The sequence below is a fragment of the Arthrobacter sp. D1-17 genome (genome assembly GCF_054130535.1).
The window spans coordinates 1,452,465-1,468,637 of record NZ_CP096382.1 but is presented as its reverse complement, the minus strand read 5'-3'; the positions used below and the strand labels follow the sequence as shown (position 1 = coordinate 1,468,637).

11 protein-coding genes are annotated in these 16,173 nt (G+C 64.2%); 5 read left to right on the top strand and 6 right to left on the bottom strand.

Translation table 11 applies throughout. The annotated features are described in order from the left end of the window. The first annotated feature begins 7 nt into the window (after positions 1–7). Positions 8–4,135, top strand: coding sequence for an FtsK/SpoIIIE domain-containing protein (locus M1E01_RS06835; protein WP_457974310.1), 4,128 nt, complete (start codon positions 8–10; stop codon positions 4,133–4,135). Positions 4,136–4,179: 44 nt separating this feature from the next. Here M1E01_RS06835 and M1E01_RS06830 read toward each other — a convergent pair whose 3' ends face one another. After that, complete coding sequence (locus M1E01_RS06830) at positions 4,180–4,542, bottom strand: hypothetical protein (RefSeq protein ID WP_457974890.1); 363 nt, start codon at positions 4,540–4,542, stop codon at positions 4,180–4,182. 367 nt (positions 4,543–4,909) lie between these two features. Between M1E01_RS06830 and M1E01_RS06825 the strand changes: the two genes are divergently transcribed. Then, positions 4,910–5,158, top strand: coding sequence for a WhiB family transcriptional regulator (locus tag M1E01_RS06825; protein ID WP_003804966.1), 249 nt, complete (start codon positions 4,910–4,912; stop codon positions 5,156–5,158). A gap of 133 nt (positions 5,159–5,291) precedes the next feature. Here M1E01_RS06825 and M1E01_RS06820 read toward each other — a convergent pair whose 3' ends face one another. The 4 genes from M1E01_RS06820 to M1E01_RS06805 are packed head-to-tail and all read right to left on the bottom strand — an operon-like array spanning position 5,292 to position 13,664. After that, positions 5,292–6,761 carry a sensor histidine kinase gene (locus tag M1E01_RS06820; protein ID WP_457974309.1) on the bottom strand — a complete coding sequence of 490 codons (1,470 nt, stop codon included), beginning with the start codon at positions 6,759–6,761 and terminating at the stop codon, positions 5,292–5,294. A gap of 35 nt (positions 6,762–6,796) precedes the next feature. Next, on the bottom strand, positions 6,797–11,650 hold the full coding sequence (locus M1E01_RS06815) for an NAD-glutamate dehydrogenase (protein WP_457974308.1): 4,854 nt from the start codon (positions 11,648–11,650) through the stop codon (positions 6,797–6,799). A gap of 59 nt (positions 11,651–11,709) precedes the next feature. After that, positions 11,710–13,023, bottom strand: a complete 1,314-nt coding sequence (locus M1E01_RS06810; protein WP_457974307.1) for an AAA family ATPase — start codon at positions 13,021–13,023, stop codon at positions 11,710–11,712. After that, positions 13,020–13,664: a hypothetical protein gene (locus M1E01_RS06805; protein WP_457974306.1), complete on the bottom strand. Its 645-nt coding sequence runs from the start codon at positions 13,662–13,664 to the stop codon at positions 13,020–13,022. Before M1E01_RS06805 ends, M1E01_RS06810 begins: the two co-directional genes overlap by 4 nt. Positions 13,665–13,817: 153 nt before the next feature. Between M1E01_RS06805 and M1E01_RS06800 the strand changes: the two genes are divergently transcribed. Then, positions 13,818–14,054 (top strand): helix-turn-helix domain-containing protein, encoded by a 237-nt coding sequence (locus M1E01_RS06800; protein WP_457974305.1) that lies wholly within the window; start codon positions 13,818–13,820, stop codon positions 14,052–14,054. Here the strand turns inward: M1E01_RS06800 and M1E01_RS06795 are convergent. Beyond that, entirely contained in the window at positions 14,051–14,623 is a 573-nt protein-coding gene (locus tag M1E01_RS06795) for a hypothetical protein (RefSeq protein WP_457974304.1), read from the bottom strand. The two genes, M1E01_RS06800 and M1E01_RS06795, sit on opposite strands and share 4 nt — an antisense overlap. A 199-nt stretch (positions 14,624–14,822) precedes the next feature. On the opposite strand from M1E01_RS06795, the gene M1E01_RS06790 reads away from it, so the two are divergent. Beyond that, the gene (locus M1E01_RS06790; protein ID WP_457974303.1) at positions 14,823–15,593 is read left to right on the top strand and encodes a LysM peptidoglycan-binding domain-containing protein; all 771 of its coding nucleotides are present in this window, start codon (positions 14,823–14,825) and stop codon (positions 15,591–15,593) included. Between the two features lie 104 nt (positions 15,594–15,697). Continuing rightward, entirely contained in the window at positions 15,698–16,138 is a 441-nt protein-coding gene (locus tag M1E01_RS06785; RefSeq protein ID WP_457974302.1) for an Rv3235 family protein, read from the top strand. Positions 16,139–16,173: the final 35 nt, after the last annotated feature.

Genomic DNA, 16,173 nt, shown 5'->3' with positions numbered 1-16,173 from the left:
GTTGGCAGTGGATCTGCACTTCACCTTGGTTCGCGGCCCGGGCGCGGGACGTGACGAAGCTCCGCTGGAGCTTACGGCGAGCGCTGCCGGGAATGCTTTGGGAAGCGAACTGGAGCAGGAGCTTTCCCGGACGTTCGGAACACGTCGGCTCAGCGTGGGCGGCTTGCCGCTCTCCGCCCTTGTCATTGGACGGCCGCCCCTTGTCACCGGGGCCGTCATCGTCGACGGTGGCGGCGGGATCCGGGAAAGACAGCCCCGCAGGTCGGGGCAGGACATTCCCGCAGCCCTGTTGCTGGCTGTGCACAGCGGCCCGGCCGCGGGAAGCCTGCTTCCGCTGCGCCGCGGCAGCTATCGGATCGGACGGACCGCAGCGGATCTGACCATCCCCGATCCCGATTTGTCCCGGCAGCACGCCAGAATCGATGTGACCGATAGCGCCCTGAACATCCGGGATCTTGGCAGCGCCAACGGCATCGAAGTGGACGGTAAGCGCGTCCGGAGCGCCGCTATCTCTACGGACTCAATGATCAGCTGCGGACGTTCCACACTATCCATTGTTGTGGCGGGCCCGCCGGGGTCCCGGACCTCTTGCATGGGCGCCGCCGGGGTGTCGGTTGCCGAACCGCTGAGCGTGCCGAGGCCGCCCGGACAGGAGAACAGGGGAATGCTGTTTCTCAGCGCGCTGTTGCCTGTTGCCCTCGGCGTCGCGCTGGCTCTGCTGACGGGAATGTGGATGTTTCTGGCTTTCACGGCGGTGTCGGCAGTGACACTCGTGGTGCCGATCGTCTCGGGCCGACGGTCCCGGCGGAGACTGCGGTCGGCAGTCGTTGCTGCGGCAGCAGCAGATAAGGAACGACGACGGCGGTCCGCTCCGTCGCCGGCCGAGCTGGTGCTGGACTCACCCGGCATGGCCGTCGCGGCCGAGGCCACCCCTGACGTTTCGGGCGTTTGGCTGCGGCTGGGGCTTGCTGAGCAGCCCGCAAACGTCCGCCTCGAGCCGCCGGATCCTGCCTTCCAGCCGCCTGGGCTGGGGGCGGTTCCGTTCCTGCTGGACCCGCGGGCGGGGGTGGTGTCTGTGCGGGGGCCGGAGTCAGAGACCTCGGGCCTCATGCATTTACTTCTCATGCAGTTGACGGGGTATCCGTCGGCCCAAGGAACCCGGATCGCAGTCTGCGGACCCGTGAACTCTCTGCCTCTGGCCGCCCGGTATCTTCCGAACGTCACACTGCACGGCCGCATGGAGGACATGGTGGATGATCTGGCGGGCGATCCGGCCGGGGGCGGAATTCCCAGTGTCCTCGTGTTGATCACTTCCGGGGAGACGAACCTGTCACTGGAGCGCTTGTGCGAGGTGGCACGCCAGTCTGGCTGGCGCGTCTTCAGGTTCCTGCCGCCCGGTGCAGGGCCGGCTGCCTGGGACCCGTCGGATGCCGATATTGAGCTCGCCGGCAGCTACGCCGTACTCCGTTCCATGGGTTCCACCCACCAGTTCGTGGCAGACCTTGTGCCTGCGGACGTCTTCGCGCACTACTGCCGGAGGGCTAAGCAGGATACGGGGGTGCCGGTGCGGGGCCGATCGGTTCCCGCCTCGTGTATGCTCTCTGACGTTCTCGATCTGTCAACCGAAGCGACAGCGCTGCGCTGGTCAGTCGGACGCGTGGCCCCCGGCCTGGCTATCCCGGTGGGTCAAGGAGGAGACGGTCCGCGCATCCTGGACCTCGAAGCGGACGGCCCTCACCTGCTTGTCGCCGGGACCACAGGTTCCGGAAAGTCCGAGCTCCTGCGCACCCTGTCCGTTGGCTTGGCCCTCAGCTATCCCCCGGACCGGATGAATATCCTGTTCGTCGACTTCAAGGGCGGATCAGGGCTGGGTCCTTTGACGGCGCTCCCCCATTGCGTGGGTATAGTGACCGACCTTACGAGGAGTGAACTTGACCGCACCATGGCGTCACTGCGGGCGGAAGTCCGGCGCCGGGAGCAACTCCTCGCGGCGGCCGAGGCTCCCGACCTGACGGCATACCGGCTGGCGGGAAGGCAGGATGCACCTTCCCTGCCGCAGCTGGTCGTGATCATTGACGAGTTCCGGATGTTGGTGGACGACGCGCCGAAATCGTTGAACGAACTCATGAGAATCGCCACCGTTGGACGCTCGCTGGGACTTCACCTCGTCATGGCCACCCAGCGACCGCAAGGAGCAATCAACGCGGACATCCGCGCGAACGTCACCACCAGCATCGCGCTCCGGGTTCAGTCAGCCCACGAATCAGCTGACATCATCGGCACCACGGCGGCCGCCACAATCGCTGTGGAAACACCAGGCCGGGCGTTCCTCATGCGGGGAAACCAAGAACCTGCAGAGTTCCAGTCTGCCGCTCTCTCTACCGGAGGCATTCCTGGACGTACCCATAGCGGCGTTGTGGTCTGCCGGACCGTAGACGCCTTGTCGGCTCGCCCGCCCCGGTCAGCGGAGAAGGCATTCCCGGCTCCCCCGCCTACACCTGCCGCCGCTGCCGCGCCCCTGGTCGAGGCGTTGAACTCGTTATGGCAGGAATGCGGCACGGGCCCCGTCCGGCGCCCCGTCGCTCCGCCCTTGCCAACCACTCCGACCTACCCCCGGCCGCCCGCCGGGTCCGCCGCGGCCCGGTTTGCTGCGGATGGGCTTACACCGGATGGGCCTGCAGGCGACCTCCTTCCGGCCGAGGCACCGGACCGGGCAACCGGCAGCCCCGTGGTTGAGCTCGGCTGGCTGGATCTTCCTCACCAGCAAGAGGTTACCCCGCTCTCATGGCAACCTATTTATGACGGTCATCTCGCATTCATCGGCGGCACCTCCGGTGATGCTGTTAGCGCCATGTCGCTGGTTCTCGACCAACTGGCCGTCGATCCCGTGGACTCCCACCTGTATGTCCTCGATGCGGACGGCTCTTTCGCTCGGATGCAGGCCTCATCCCGCACGGGCGCCGTTACCGGCCTTCACGACCTGCGCCGTGGCGTCAGGGTGTTGGAGCGGCTCTGCGGTGAGATGTCCCGCCGCTTAAGCGATACCGGGACGCTGCACCATGTTCCTTTGGTCCTCGCGATTTCGGGGTGGGGATCCTGGCTCTCCGCCATGCGGTCAGGGCCGCTGATGTGGGGCGAAGACCTGGTTCAGGACATCATGCGGAACGGGCGCCGTGCGGGCATTACTGCCATCCTGTCCGGCGAGCGGGACCTGGCAGTGTCGCGGTTCCTGTCCGATATTCCCAACCGGGTGTACTTTCCCCGTGGGGCCAGCGTTGAAAGCCGCTTTGCGTGGCCGAAGATGCCTGAGGTTCTCAACGTGCGCGGCAGGGGTGTCGCCTTCGGGTCCATTGCCGGAGGAGGACCCGCTGTCTGCCAGTTCCATGCCAGTGACGGTCAGCCGGGCCCGGATGCACAACGCCGTATCCTCACCCGGCCCTTTAAGGTAGAGGCCTTGCCGCGCCGCCTGCCGGTGGAGGACATGCTCGGGCTGATGCGGCGAAAATGCAACGTGCGTCCACCTGGGGCGGGGCAGGCAGCGAACGGTGTAGCCCAACCCGTCGCTGGAACCCGTTGCCTCTGGGTAGGCGTTGGTGGGGATGATCTTTCACCTGTCGCGCTGCGCCTTCCCCCGGCGGGCGCCGTGGCCGTTTTGGGCGCTCCCGGATCGGGGAAAACGTCACTGCTGGCTGCCCTGCGCGTTCTGAATGCCCACCTCCGGACGTGGCTGCAGCCAGGTCCGGGGCTGGACCCTGACGACTACTGGACCGAAATCCATAAAGAGGCGGCCGCGGGTCGCCTCGGCAGGGACTCATTCCTGCTTATTGACGACGCGGAGCGCCTGGCCTTCTCCACACATCAGAAACTGCTGGAAATGAATTCCCTTGGTTGCCCGGTGGTCCTGTGCGCCAACTATGGCCAGTCACTGCTGCAGCGGGCGCCCATCGCCATGGCCGCCCGCAATGGAGGCACCGGGATACTCATAGCTCCCCGGAGCCACATGGATGGAGACCTCTTCGGAGCGCGGTTCGAGCTGGAACCCAATCCGCCTCCGGGACGGGCAGTTCTCCTCGCTGATGGCAGGGCAACTCCGGTTCAGCTTCCAGTCGCCACCGCCGGGACCCCAGACGCTTGATCCATGCGCGATCAATCGCCCCTGGTCATCCGCGCGACTGCCGCTCACAGTGCCGGAGGTGCGCCTGCCGCTCGGGACGCGAACTGGATAACGCGCTTATCGAACAGCAGCACAATGCCGACGGCGGCAGGAATCAGCATTGCCAGTCCGGCCACAGGGTATCCGCCAGTGAGCGTGGGGAACGCGATTGTGAGCACGAACAGCTGCGCCACCAGGGCACCTGCTCGCGGCCAGCGGAATCCCCGGTAGAGGAACGCGGCCACCGCATACAGCCAGGAGGCAAAGGCCAGAAGCAGAGCGAGGGTAAAGACTGCGCCCCAGAACGAGAGCACAGGCGCGCCGGCTACGAGTTGGAACCCGTACCAGGCAGCAGCCGCAAGCAAAGCCGTCGCTTCGGCGCCCACGATGGCCGAAAGAACGGTGACCGGGCGGGGACGGGCTTCAGGGGACGGGGATGCCTGCGGGTCGCGCCCAGGTCCGGAAGCACCGTCGTCTTCCGGGCCGGGAGTCGGGTCGGAGGGGGTGGCTGGGGGTCTTGACACAATGGCACCCTACCCGAGATAGTCAACACACGGCGGGGGCAGTTGTCCGGTGTGATGCATCGCTCACGTTTCAAGGGCATTTCGTGGACCACTACCCCTTGTTTACACAGCGTTAACATGAAACGCTTGATCCAGATGACCAAGGGGGCCCTCAGGGCCCCTTTCCTATGTAGGCCCTAGTGAATATTTTCACAAGTGTCCAGACTTACCAGGAATGGAGTAACTGATCAGCATGGATTGGCGTAACCGCGCAGCGTGCCTCGATAAGGACCCGGAGCTTTTCTTTCCGGTGGGAAACACCGGCCCTGCTCTTCTGCAGATCGAAGAGGCGAAGAGCGTCTGCCGCCGCTGCCCCGTCGTTGACACCTGCCTCCAGTGGGCCCTCGAGTCGGGCCAGGATGCCGGCGTCTGGGGCGGCATGAGCGAAGACGAACGCCGGGCCCTGAAGCGCCGCGCAGCACGGGCGCGCCGCGCTTCCTAGCGCCACGCATTCTGGCGCACACCTGTTTCGCTAGCGACGGCAAAGGCCGCGGACCCAGGGTCCGCGGCCTTTGGCATGCCCGGTACTTGACGCAGGGCGCGCCCTGCGCGTCACCCCGGTCCGCGGGCTCAGCTCAGTGGTCCGCGAGGCTCAGCACGATCTGGACAGCAGTCCCCCCGCCCTCCCGTGGCTTCCATTGGATGGTTCCGCCGAGTTCGCTGGTTACCAAGGTCCGCACGATCTGCAGTCCAAGGCCCTCCACATGGGGCGTCTCCGGCAGGCCCACCCCGTCATCTGCCACCGTCACCGTCAGCAGTTCCTCGCCGTCATCGCCTTCAGACCTGTCAGCCAGCAGCCAGACAGTTCCGGTCCGCCCCTCAAGTCCGTGTTCAACGGCATTGGTCACCAGCTCATTGATTACCAGCGCAAGCGGCGTGGCGAAATCGCTCGGCAGGTCCCCGAACATGCCCGACCTCTGGGTCCGAACCTGCTGGGACGGTGACGCAACCTCCGCGGACAAGCGGAACTGCCGTCCAATGAGCTCATCAAAATCAACGCTCTGGGTGAGTCCCTGAGAGAGCGTCTCATGGACCAGGGCGATGGTCGCAACGCGGCGCATGGCCTGTTCCAGTCCCTGTTTGGCTTCGTCACTGACCATGCGGCGGGACTGCATCCGCAGCAACGCAGCAACGGTCTGAAGGTTGTTCTTGACGCGGTGATGGATCTCGCGGATGGTGGCGTCCTTGGTGACGAGCTCCATCTCACGCCGGCGCAGTTCAGAGACGTCGCGGCACAGCACGAGGGCCCCGAACCGCTGCTGCTCGTCTCGAAGGGGAATAGCACGCAGGGACAGGCTCACTCCCCTGGATTCGATCTCGCTGCGCCACGGCATCCGCCCCGTGACAACCAGCGGCAGGGTTTCATCCACCATGCGGCGGTCCTTGAGCAGCCCCGCTGTTACTTCTGCCAGGGATCGCCCCTCCAGGGATTCGCCGTCGCCCAGACGTCGGAAGGCCGACACGCCGTTAGGGCTGGCGTACTGGACGATTCCGTCCGCGTCGAGCCGGATGAGTCCGTCGCCCACACGCGGGGCGCCGCGGCGTGAACCGGTGGGGGACGCGAAGTCGGGCCACAGACCCAGTGTGCCCATGCGCAGGAGATCGTAGGCACACTGGCGGTACGTCAGCTCCAGGCGCGACGGCATGCGGGAACTGGACAGGTCCATGTGTGAGGTGACCACTGCGAGGGTGCGCCCGTTTCTGACCATCGGAACGGCCTCCACCCGCAGCGCCATATCACTGCTCCAGTTAGTCTCGCTGGATCGTTCGATGGTGCGGCTTGCCCACGCTTTGTCGACGAGGGGCTGCAGGTCTGAGCGGATGCCCTCCCCGACGAAGTCGGCGTGAAACACGGTGTGCGTCGTGGAGGGCCGGACGTGGGCCAGGGCCACATAACCGTACTCCGGGTGCGGAAACCACAGCGCCAGGTCGGCGAACGCGAGGTCAGCCACCATCTGCCAGTCGCCTACCAGGAGGTGCAGCCATTCCGCATCCCCCGGCCCGAAATCAGCGTGCTCCCTGATGGGGTCCGTAAAGATTGCCACTGCACCTCCAGATAACGACGCCGGGACGGAATGTCCTAGCGTCGGACGATTGACCTCAAGAGCCTCAATGCTACCGACAGCGAGGCCATGTCGTCGGCCTCGAGTGCGTTGACCTCGTCGAACATGCTCTTGGCGCGGCCCAGCTGCTCGGCGTTAAGAGCCTCCCACGCCTTCAGTCGTTCCTCTGCCTGCAGCCCGGCGGCTGTCGAATCTAGTACCGCCGTCGTAATGTCCGACACCGTGGAGTAAAGGTCATCGCGCAGGGCTGCCCGGGCGAGCGCCTGCCACCTGTCCTTGCGGGGCAGGGCGCTGATCCGCTCCAGCAGGGAATCGGCGTGGAAGCGGTTGAACACGGTGTAGAAGACGTGCGCAATCTCCTCCACGGGCTCCTTGCGCGCGCGGGCAATCTTCGCAATGTCCAGCAGCACGAAGCTCTCAAAGAGCTCCGCCCAGCGATGGGCCAGATCTTCGGGCAGCTCCCAGGACCGCGCTTTTTCGAGCCAGGCAGCCACCCGCGCCCTGTCCTCGCCGCGGAGGTAATCCAGGAGCCGGGCCCTCATCGGGTCCATGAGCGGTTTGAACTCGGCGACAATGTCGGCAATGGGCCGGGAAGCACGGCCTTGTCCCAGAAGCCACCGCACTGCCCGGTCGAGCAGCCGCCGGATGTCCAGGTGCACTGTGCTCCAGTGTTCAGTGGGGAACGACGCCGGAAGGTCATTGAGCTCGGAGACCATGATCTCCAGCTCGTACACCTCGCGCAGGGCAACGAAGGCCTTGGCTACGGCCACTTCACTTGCCGACGTTTCCTCCATGGTCCGGAAAGCGAACGTGATGCCGCCCATGTTGATCATGTCGTTGGCGATGACCGTTGCAATGATCTCGCGCCGCAGCGGATGGGTGTCCAGCTCAGCGTCGAACCGCTCCCGCAACTGCTGGGGGAAATACTCCCTGAGGGTCCGCCGGAACCAAGGGTCGTCAGCGAGATCGCTGTCCCGCAGTGCCGTGGCGAGCTCGATCTTGGCATAGGCGGCGAGGACGGAAAGTTCTGGGGATGTCAGCCCCTGTCCCTGCTCAAGACGTTCACGCAGGACCTGGTTTGACGGAAGCGCCTCCAGATCGCGGTCCAGGTCTGCCGTCTTTTCCAGCCAGTCCATCAGCCGTTCGTAGCTGGGACTCCATTCAGCCACCCGCTGGCGGTCGTTGAGCAGGAGGATATTTTGGTCGATGTTGTCTTCCAGCACCAGCCGGGCGACTTCGTCGGTCATCGACGCGAGGAACTCCGGGCGCTCGGCGGGATCAAGTTTCCCTGCCGCGACCATCCGGTCCACGAAGATCTTGATGTTGACCTCGTGGTCCGAGCAGTCAACACCCGCTGAGTTGTCGATGGCGTCGGTGTTGAGGATGACGCCCTGCAGGGCCGCCTCGATGCGGCCGCGCTGGGTCATGCCCAGGTTGCCGCCCTCGCCCACCACTTTCACACGCAGGTCCCGGCCGTCGACACGGATGGCGTCGTTCGCCTTGTCTCCGACCATGGCGTGCGTCTCCGTGCTGGCCTTTACGTACGTGCCGATGCCGCCGTTGTAGAGCAGGTCTGCAGGAGCAAGCAGGATGGCGCGGAGCAGTTCGGGCGGGCTGAGCTGCGTAATTTCCTGGGACAGCCCGAGAGCCGCACGCACCTGCGGGGATACGGGAACCGACTTGGCCTGGCGCGGATAAACCCCGCCTCCTGCACTGATGAGCGACTTGTCGTAGTCATCCCAGGAGGATCTGGGGAGCTGGAACAGCCGCTGGCGCTCCTTAAAGGAGGTCGACTCATCGGGGTTGGGATCCAGGAAAATGTGCCGGTGATCAAAGGCGGCGACGAGCCGGATGTGCTTGGACAAGAGCATGCCGTTACCGAAGACATCGCCGGACATGTCCCCGACGCCGACTACCGTGAACGGCTCGGACTGGGTGTCGAGGTCCAATTCACTGAAGTGACGCTTGACGGATTCCCACGCACCCCTTGCCGTGATCCCCATGGCCTTGTGGTCGTAGCCCACAGAACCGCCGGATGCGAAGGCATCCCCTAGCCAGAAGCCGTATTCTGCCGCGAGCCCGTTCGCTACGTCCGAGAATGTCGCGGTGCCTTTGTCGGCTGCCACCACAAGGTAAGCGTCGTCGTCGTCGTGCCTTACAACGTTGTCCGGCACAACGAGCCGTTCGCCGTCAGGGCCGGTCACGAGATTGTCCGTGACGTCGAGCAGTCCCCGGATGAATGTCTTGTAGCTTTCGACGCCTTCGGTCATCCATGCTGCCCTGTCCGTGGCGGCGTCGGGCAGCCGTTTCGCGAAGAAGCCGCCCTTGGCGCCAGTGGGAACGATGACGGCATTCTTGACTGTTTGGGCCTTGACCAGTCCCAGGATCTCGGTGCGGAAGTCTTCCCGGCGGTCTGACCACCGCAGACCGCCCCTGGCCACCTTGCCGAACCTGAGGTGCACTCCCTCAACCCGCGGAGAGTAGACCCATATTTCAAACATGGGCCTCGGGAAGGGCAGGCCGTTGATGAGTGCGGGGTTCAGCTTGAAGCTGACGTAGGGCTTCTCCTGGTAGAAGTTGGTGCGCAGCGTCGATTGGATCAGGTTGCCGAAGGTTCTCAGGATCCTGTCTGCGTCAAGGGTTGCCACACCTTCGATGGCTGCCGCCAGTTCCGCCTGCACCTTTTCCTGGCGCTCGGTCCGTTCCAGCTCGGTCATGTCGGGGTCGAACCGCGCCTCGAACAGTGCGCTGAGCCCCTTAGTGACGGAGGGGTTGGCCAGCAGGGTGTCTGCGATGAACTCGAACGAATTCGTATTCCCCATCTGGCGCATGTACTTCGCATAGGCGCGGAGTACGACAATCCGGCGCCAGTCCATACCTTCCCGAAGAACCAGCCGGTCGAAGCTGTCGGATTCGACGGCGCCTGAAACTGCCGCGCCGAACGCGTCTGCCAACAGTTGGCCGGTGGACAGCGGGTCCACGCCTGCGGGATATTTCAGGCCAAGGTCGTATAGGAAGAAGTCACGGTTGTCCGCCGTTTCGATTTCAAACGGCCGCTCGTCCAGCACTTCGAGCCCCAGATTGTGGAAGTAGGGAAGGATCTGGCTCAGGCTCTTGGGCTCCAGCATGTAGAGCTTGACGCGGGCATCCTCTTCGAGCGTTGCCCCCGCACCCTCGGGAAGATAAACGTGGACACCGGGACGTTCCTGCTTGGCTCCTTCACTCCGCTCGGCTGCGGCGCCATACGTTTCAAACCGCTCGATGTCCTCCAAGGCATCTTCAACCTCATAGTCCACACGGTAGCTGGCGGGAAATGCCTCAGCCCAAATATCGGCGAGCTCCTTGGAGCCGTCCCCGTTGCTTCGGTCGCGCAGGACTTCGCTGATCCCTTCTCCCCAGGACCGGGTCGCGCGGACAAGTCGCTTTTCCAGGTCCACGGTGTTGACGTTGCTCACGTCGGCACCCTTCGGCAGCCGGATCCGGAAGAAGAGGCGGGCCAGCGCCGATTCCGTCATCCGCGCCTCATAGTCGATGGACTCGGCCCGGAAGGTCTCGCGGAGTTCCTGCTCGATGCGCAGCCGGACATTGGTGGTGTATCGATCACGCGGCAGGTACACGACGGCGGACATGAACCGCCCGTAGATGTCCGGCCGCAGAAACAGCCGTGTGCGCCGGCGCTCCTGGAGCCTTTGAATACCGGTTGCCGTGGCGGCCAGGTCGGCGACCTCGATCTGGAAAAGCTCGTCGCGCGGGTACGTTTCGAGAATGCCGAGCAGGTCCTTGCCCGAATGGGAGTCCGGGGGGAATCCGGCGCCCCGCAAAACAGCATCCACCTTCTCCCGGACAATGGGGATGTTCCGGACTGAACCTGTGTAGGCACTGGTTGCAAACAGGCCGATGAACCGCTGTTCACCGTTGACGTTGCCTTCCGCATCGAAGCTTTTAACACCGATGTAATCGAAATAGGCCGGCCGGTGGACGGTGGAGCGCGAGTTGGCTTTGGTGATGACCAGGGCTTTCTTCTCCCGGGCCTTGCGCCGGCCGGCGTCCGTCAGGTGCTGCACCTGGGCCGTGTCGCGCTGGGTGCGGAGCAGCCCGAGTCCGCTGCCCTCCCGCAGCTCGAGGACGTCTTCCCCTGCCTCGTTGACGAGGTCATATTCGCGGTAGCCGAGGAAGGTGAAGTTCCCTTCATCCAGCCACCGCAGCAGGTCCTGCGCCTGGCGCAGCTCAGCGATCTGGGAGGAGTTGGGAATTTTGTCGAGGTTCTCGGCGATCTGGCGGGCCTTGCTGCGCATTTTCGGCCAGTCTTCGACGGCGGCCCTGACGTCGCCGAGCACCCGCTCCAGACCTTCGACCAGGCGCCTCTTCATCACTTCACTGCTCCGGCCAAATTCGACCGCGATCCACGATTCCATGTGGGTGCTGTTGTCACCTTGCGCGATGAGGTGAGACAGGCTGGGCAGCGCGGCGGTGTCACCGCTGGAGATCCCGACGCTCGCCGGAACCCTGTCGACCTTCACGAGCTCATGGGTATTGCGGTTGCGCGTGACCACAAACATGGGGTGCAGCACGAGGTGAATAGCGAAGTTTTGCCGCACGATCTCAGCGTTGACGGAATCCACAAGGAAGGGCATATCGTCCGTCACGATGTACACCACGCTCTGGTCTGCTTCATCAACAATCGAGATTTTCGCAGTTCCGGGCTGCCTGTTCGCCGCCACCTGCCGATGCGTCTCGGCCCGGAGCTCCAAAAGCTCCCGGGGATATGCTCGCGCGTCCTCTTCAGCAAGGTGCTCGTAGTAGTCCGCGAAGAAGCCCCCTTCGGCTCCTGCAGAACGGGACTTATTCTCCACGCTGGACCCTGACGACATGAACAAACGCCTCCATCACACAAGTTCGCGGCCGCACCGTTGCGGCCTTAAACGTGAGCCTATCGGCTTATTCGGCGCTTTGCTGTGGGGGTAAGGACAGAAGAACGGCGATTTTGCTGGTCACATGCACAAACCAAATTCGCTATACCGGCTCGGAGCCGCGAATCCGGGGCAGCTTCGAGCAAGAGGCTGCCCGAGAGCAGAGCGGCATCGGCTGCCGCCGCGTCGGCTGGCAGGAACGCCGTGATGGCTGTCGCTGGCCCATAGCGTTCCCATGCCTCACGAAGCTGCCGTTCAGGTGAGCGTCCCACTGCGGAAGAGCGTACTTTGTTCAGAACGATCTCCGCCTTGACGCCGGGCACGGCCGCATCCAGTTCCGCCAGCCCGCGGACCAGCCGGGGAACACCGATGGAGTCCGCGGATCCCACTGCGAAAACTTTGTCAGCCAACTCCAAACTCCTGAGCGTGGCCGCGTTTCGCCTCGGCGCCATCGTGTCGAAGCTGAGCTCCTCGTCAGACTCCAGACAGAATCCGGTATCCACAACAACCACCTCGGCCACTTCCTTGGCCCGCTCCAACACGAGCGCGAGAGCGGAGGCCCGCAGCTCCGTCCAGCGGTCTGACCGGGTAATTCCGGTGAGAACGTGGAGGGTTCCTGCCTTCAGTGTTACGGGCACCGCTACCCGAAGCAGTGACGCGCTGTCCAGGAGACCTTGGTCGGCCAGCCTGCAGGCCTGCGCAAGGCCGGCCGCCTCGTCCAGGAGCCCCAGAACCGCGCCGACGCTTGCCCCGTAGCTGTCGGCGTCCACGAGGAGGACACACTTACCGTCAGCAGCCAGTTCACCCGCCATATTCACGGCCATCAGCGTCCGGCCCGGCGAGCCGGCAGGACCCCACACCGCAATAATCTTTCCCCTCCCGGCGGACTCCCGCGCCTCGTCTGGCTCCGCGGGGGCTGGCCGCAGGGCGGCACCAGTCTCCGCAAAACCATGGTCGCGCAGGCCGGAGGTGGTAGACCTGTGTCCGGAGAACCGCGCCACCGTTTCGGAGATGCGCTCTGCCAATTCCGACGATTCCACGGTGGAGATGACGGCGGACACGCCGATTCCCTGGAGGCGGGAAGATTCCTCGGCGTTGTCCGTCAGGGCAACAAGTGCCACCCCGACGGCTCCCAGCCTGTCGACAAGCGAGGCTGTCAACTCCTCACTTCCTGCTGCCACGACGGCCGCCCGGGCGAGTCCGCTTTGACAGGCGGCCAGCAGCTCGGCCAGTTCAGCGCAGCGCCGCACCACCGTGACGGGCCCGTGGAGCCTTTCCAGGCCGCCGACCAGGTCGTCCTGCGCCTCGCCTACGGTGACTACAGGGATGGTCACTTGGCCGCACCCCCGGGGCTCCAAACGACGGAGATCTTGGCTTCATTCGCCTGGGCGCCGAGGAGCGAGGGCATCTGCTCGTCACTGACAAGGACCATAAGCACAGTCGACTTGGCTGAGCCGAGACCTGTTGAACCCGGCGAAACCTGGGCGATCTCCGCGGCCGGGAGCATGAGCTTGGGAGGCGCGAAACCGTTCCGCGCGTCCGGCATTGAAACCCATACGTCCACCCGCGTGCCGGCCACGGCCTGCTCAGGCAATGCTTCCTGCACGGAGATCGCCACTGGCTTCCGGTCAAGCGCGTCAACGCTTCCCAGACTTTCCCGTGCCAAAAGCTGGTCCTTTCCGATCCGCTGGACTGCCACCACACCGTCCGGCATGCCCGATTCGGCGGTAATGTACCGGTGCTCCACATCCCCCAGCCGGACCTTGACGCGGCTGACATTGTCCGGGGTGAGCTTCTCCCCCACTGCAATCGCTTCGCGCGCGGCAAAAACCTCCGTTGTCTTGTCCGCGCTGCCGACAAGGGAAATGACTCCGACAACCGATACGAGCACCAATAGCATGCCGACCAGGAGCCGGGGATCCTTCCATGAGGGCTTCTTGAGGCGGGCTCCCGTGGCCGCGGCGCTGGCACTCATGCGTACTTGCTCCCCCTTGACGCTCAGGCGCCGTCATGCGCCGGTCAAGATCATTGTTACGGCATGCGGAGCCAATGGGAAAGACACAGGAGCAAAGAACATCAAAGTGTGGATAACGGCATCATTCGGGAACTGTGATGGCAGAATTGGACTATGCCCCGTTTCCTGACCCTTGCGGACGTAGCCGAACAGCTGCAGATCAACTCTCCCGCGGCGTATGCGCTTGTGCGCAGCGGGGAACTCAAGGCTATCCAGGTAGGTGGCCGCGGCCAGTGGCGCGTCGAAGAAAAGATGCTCGAACAGTACATTGAAGAGCGCTACGCCGAGGCCAGCAGGATGATTGAGGAAGCAAAATCCAAGTCGGGGTTGCCCGGGGCGCCAACCGGCTAGATTTCCCCTGAATGCATAGAGCGCAGCGCGCGTAATGCGCCGAAGGGTACCGTTGCGACGTCGAGGATGCCGGATGCCCGGCGGGCCTCCCCGGGCGGCGTCACGGCGAGGTCGACAAAATCGCGCCCTACCCTGTCGATGACCCCGGGGAGCCTCTGTTCACCTGACTCCCCTTTGGCCAGGATCACCGTCAACGGCGCCCTGTCGCGGGCGAGTCCCCGCAGCGCGCTTGCCAGCCCAACTCTGCTCCGCGCGGTCGAAGGCTCACTCACGGCAATACGGCCGATTCCGCTGTAATGCGACACAGCGGCGAACGGAACCAGCACCTGGTGGGCAGCTCCATCGACTACCAGGCTTTCCGCGCCCACATGGCTGAGAGTACCGGTGAAGGTTGAACCCGACACGAGATGTACGCCAACTGCCCCGCCCAACGAGCCCCTTAGCCGGTCGGACAATCTGACGAGCGCCACATCAGCGCGCGACCGTTCGGACACCTCGGATTCAAAGGCCAAGGTTTCCGCTTCCGCCAGTTGCGCTTCCATGTCTTCAAACAGGGCGTTCCATCGCATGGCGTCAGCGTAGGCACCACTGATGCTGAGGTCAATCAAAATCAACAACGGACCTCTATGGACAAAACGTATCTGACTACGGGAAAGTAGCTCAAAAGAAGCTAAATGCATCAAACAGCACCAAACGCGATCAAGGGATCGAGAAAGATGGGCCGTCATGCATGTCACCGGTTCCCGGCAGCTCAGTACGGATGCAGCGATGGCATTCCTCATTCTCGGCCTTGGTTGTTTTCTCACCCTGGCCGGCACAGGTCTCGTGGAGCGCTGGCAGCGTTCAGCCCTGAAGAGACAGTCGTTGTCCTTCGAGGATCTTTTGGGCGGGGTAGCAGTAGCAGCTGGCCTGCTCATCGTGCTGTGGTGGGTGTTATCCTTCACAGCCGCCTTGGTTGCGGCGATGTTCGAGAGTGCGGGCAGGCGACGCGCCGCTGCTGTAACCGGCCACTTCAGCCCCGCGTTCATGCGGCGTCTGGCCCTCGCCATCCTGGGTGTCCAGCTGATCGGCGCCCCGCTGGCCCATGCGGACAACCAACCCGCACCGGCCGAGTCCAGGAATGGCTCTGTTGCCATAACCGCTGCCTGGACCCCAATCGAAACGATGTCCGGGCCCGAGCCGCCGCGGCAGCCAATCAGGGACGGAAACCCTGACACGGCAAGACCTACCGCATCTACGGTGCAGCAGCTGCCGGGAGTATCAGGCCTGCAGCCGCAGTGGCAACCTTCACCGCCCGCCGCAGCCCCCGGACCTGTAGTGTCCGTGCCGCCCAGGGCCGCCCGGGAACACCAGGCGGGCCAAGAATTGGTCGTCAGGTCCGGCGACAGCCTGTGGACGATAGCAGCCAGGCATCTTGGTCCTGAGGCGTCCGATGTCGACATCGCCCTGGAATGGCCCCGCTGGTTCGAAAACAACAGGGCGGTCATCGGCAGCGATCCCGACACTCTCCTTCCCGGCCAGATCCTCAAGGCTCCCTGAGGCTGCCGACAGCTCCCCTCCCACTCGCGTTTGCAACCCCCCGGGCACCGAGGCAATTCCGAAACTCTCCATAACCGCGCTCCACCCGACCAGAGGATCGAATTATGACCGCAGCAATCTCAATCCAGAGGGCGGGCGGCACAGCGCACCAACCCGCCACGCCGATACCGGGCGGTGATGGTGGAGCTAAACACGACGAGCTCCGGGAAGTCTGCACCATCACCCGCTCCACCGTCCAGGCGGCAATTGAAGTCCTCGCCGGAACCAGACCGGTCAATCAACTGGCGCGGCGGCTGGACCAGAAGTGCCTCACAGCCCTGCAGCATCGCGCCTTTTTGACACGACGGGAAGCAGTTCGTGCACCCAGGAAGCTCGGAGGGCTTCACCGGAACCCAGCGGTTCGGTCGGTGCGCGCATGCGAAGTGACACCCGACATCTATGAGGCCAGCGCTGTCGTGATCGACGAGCTGCGGGCGCGTGCCGTCGCCCTGCGGCTGGAACGAAGCAAACAGATCTGGCGGGTCACTGCCTTGGAAATCGGATGAGCAGCAGATCGGGCGGGTCACTGCCTTGGACATCC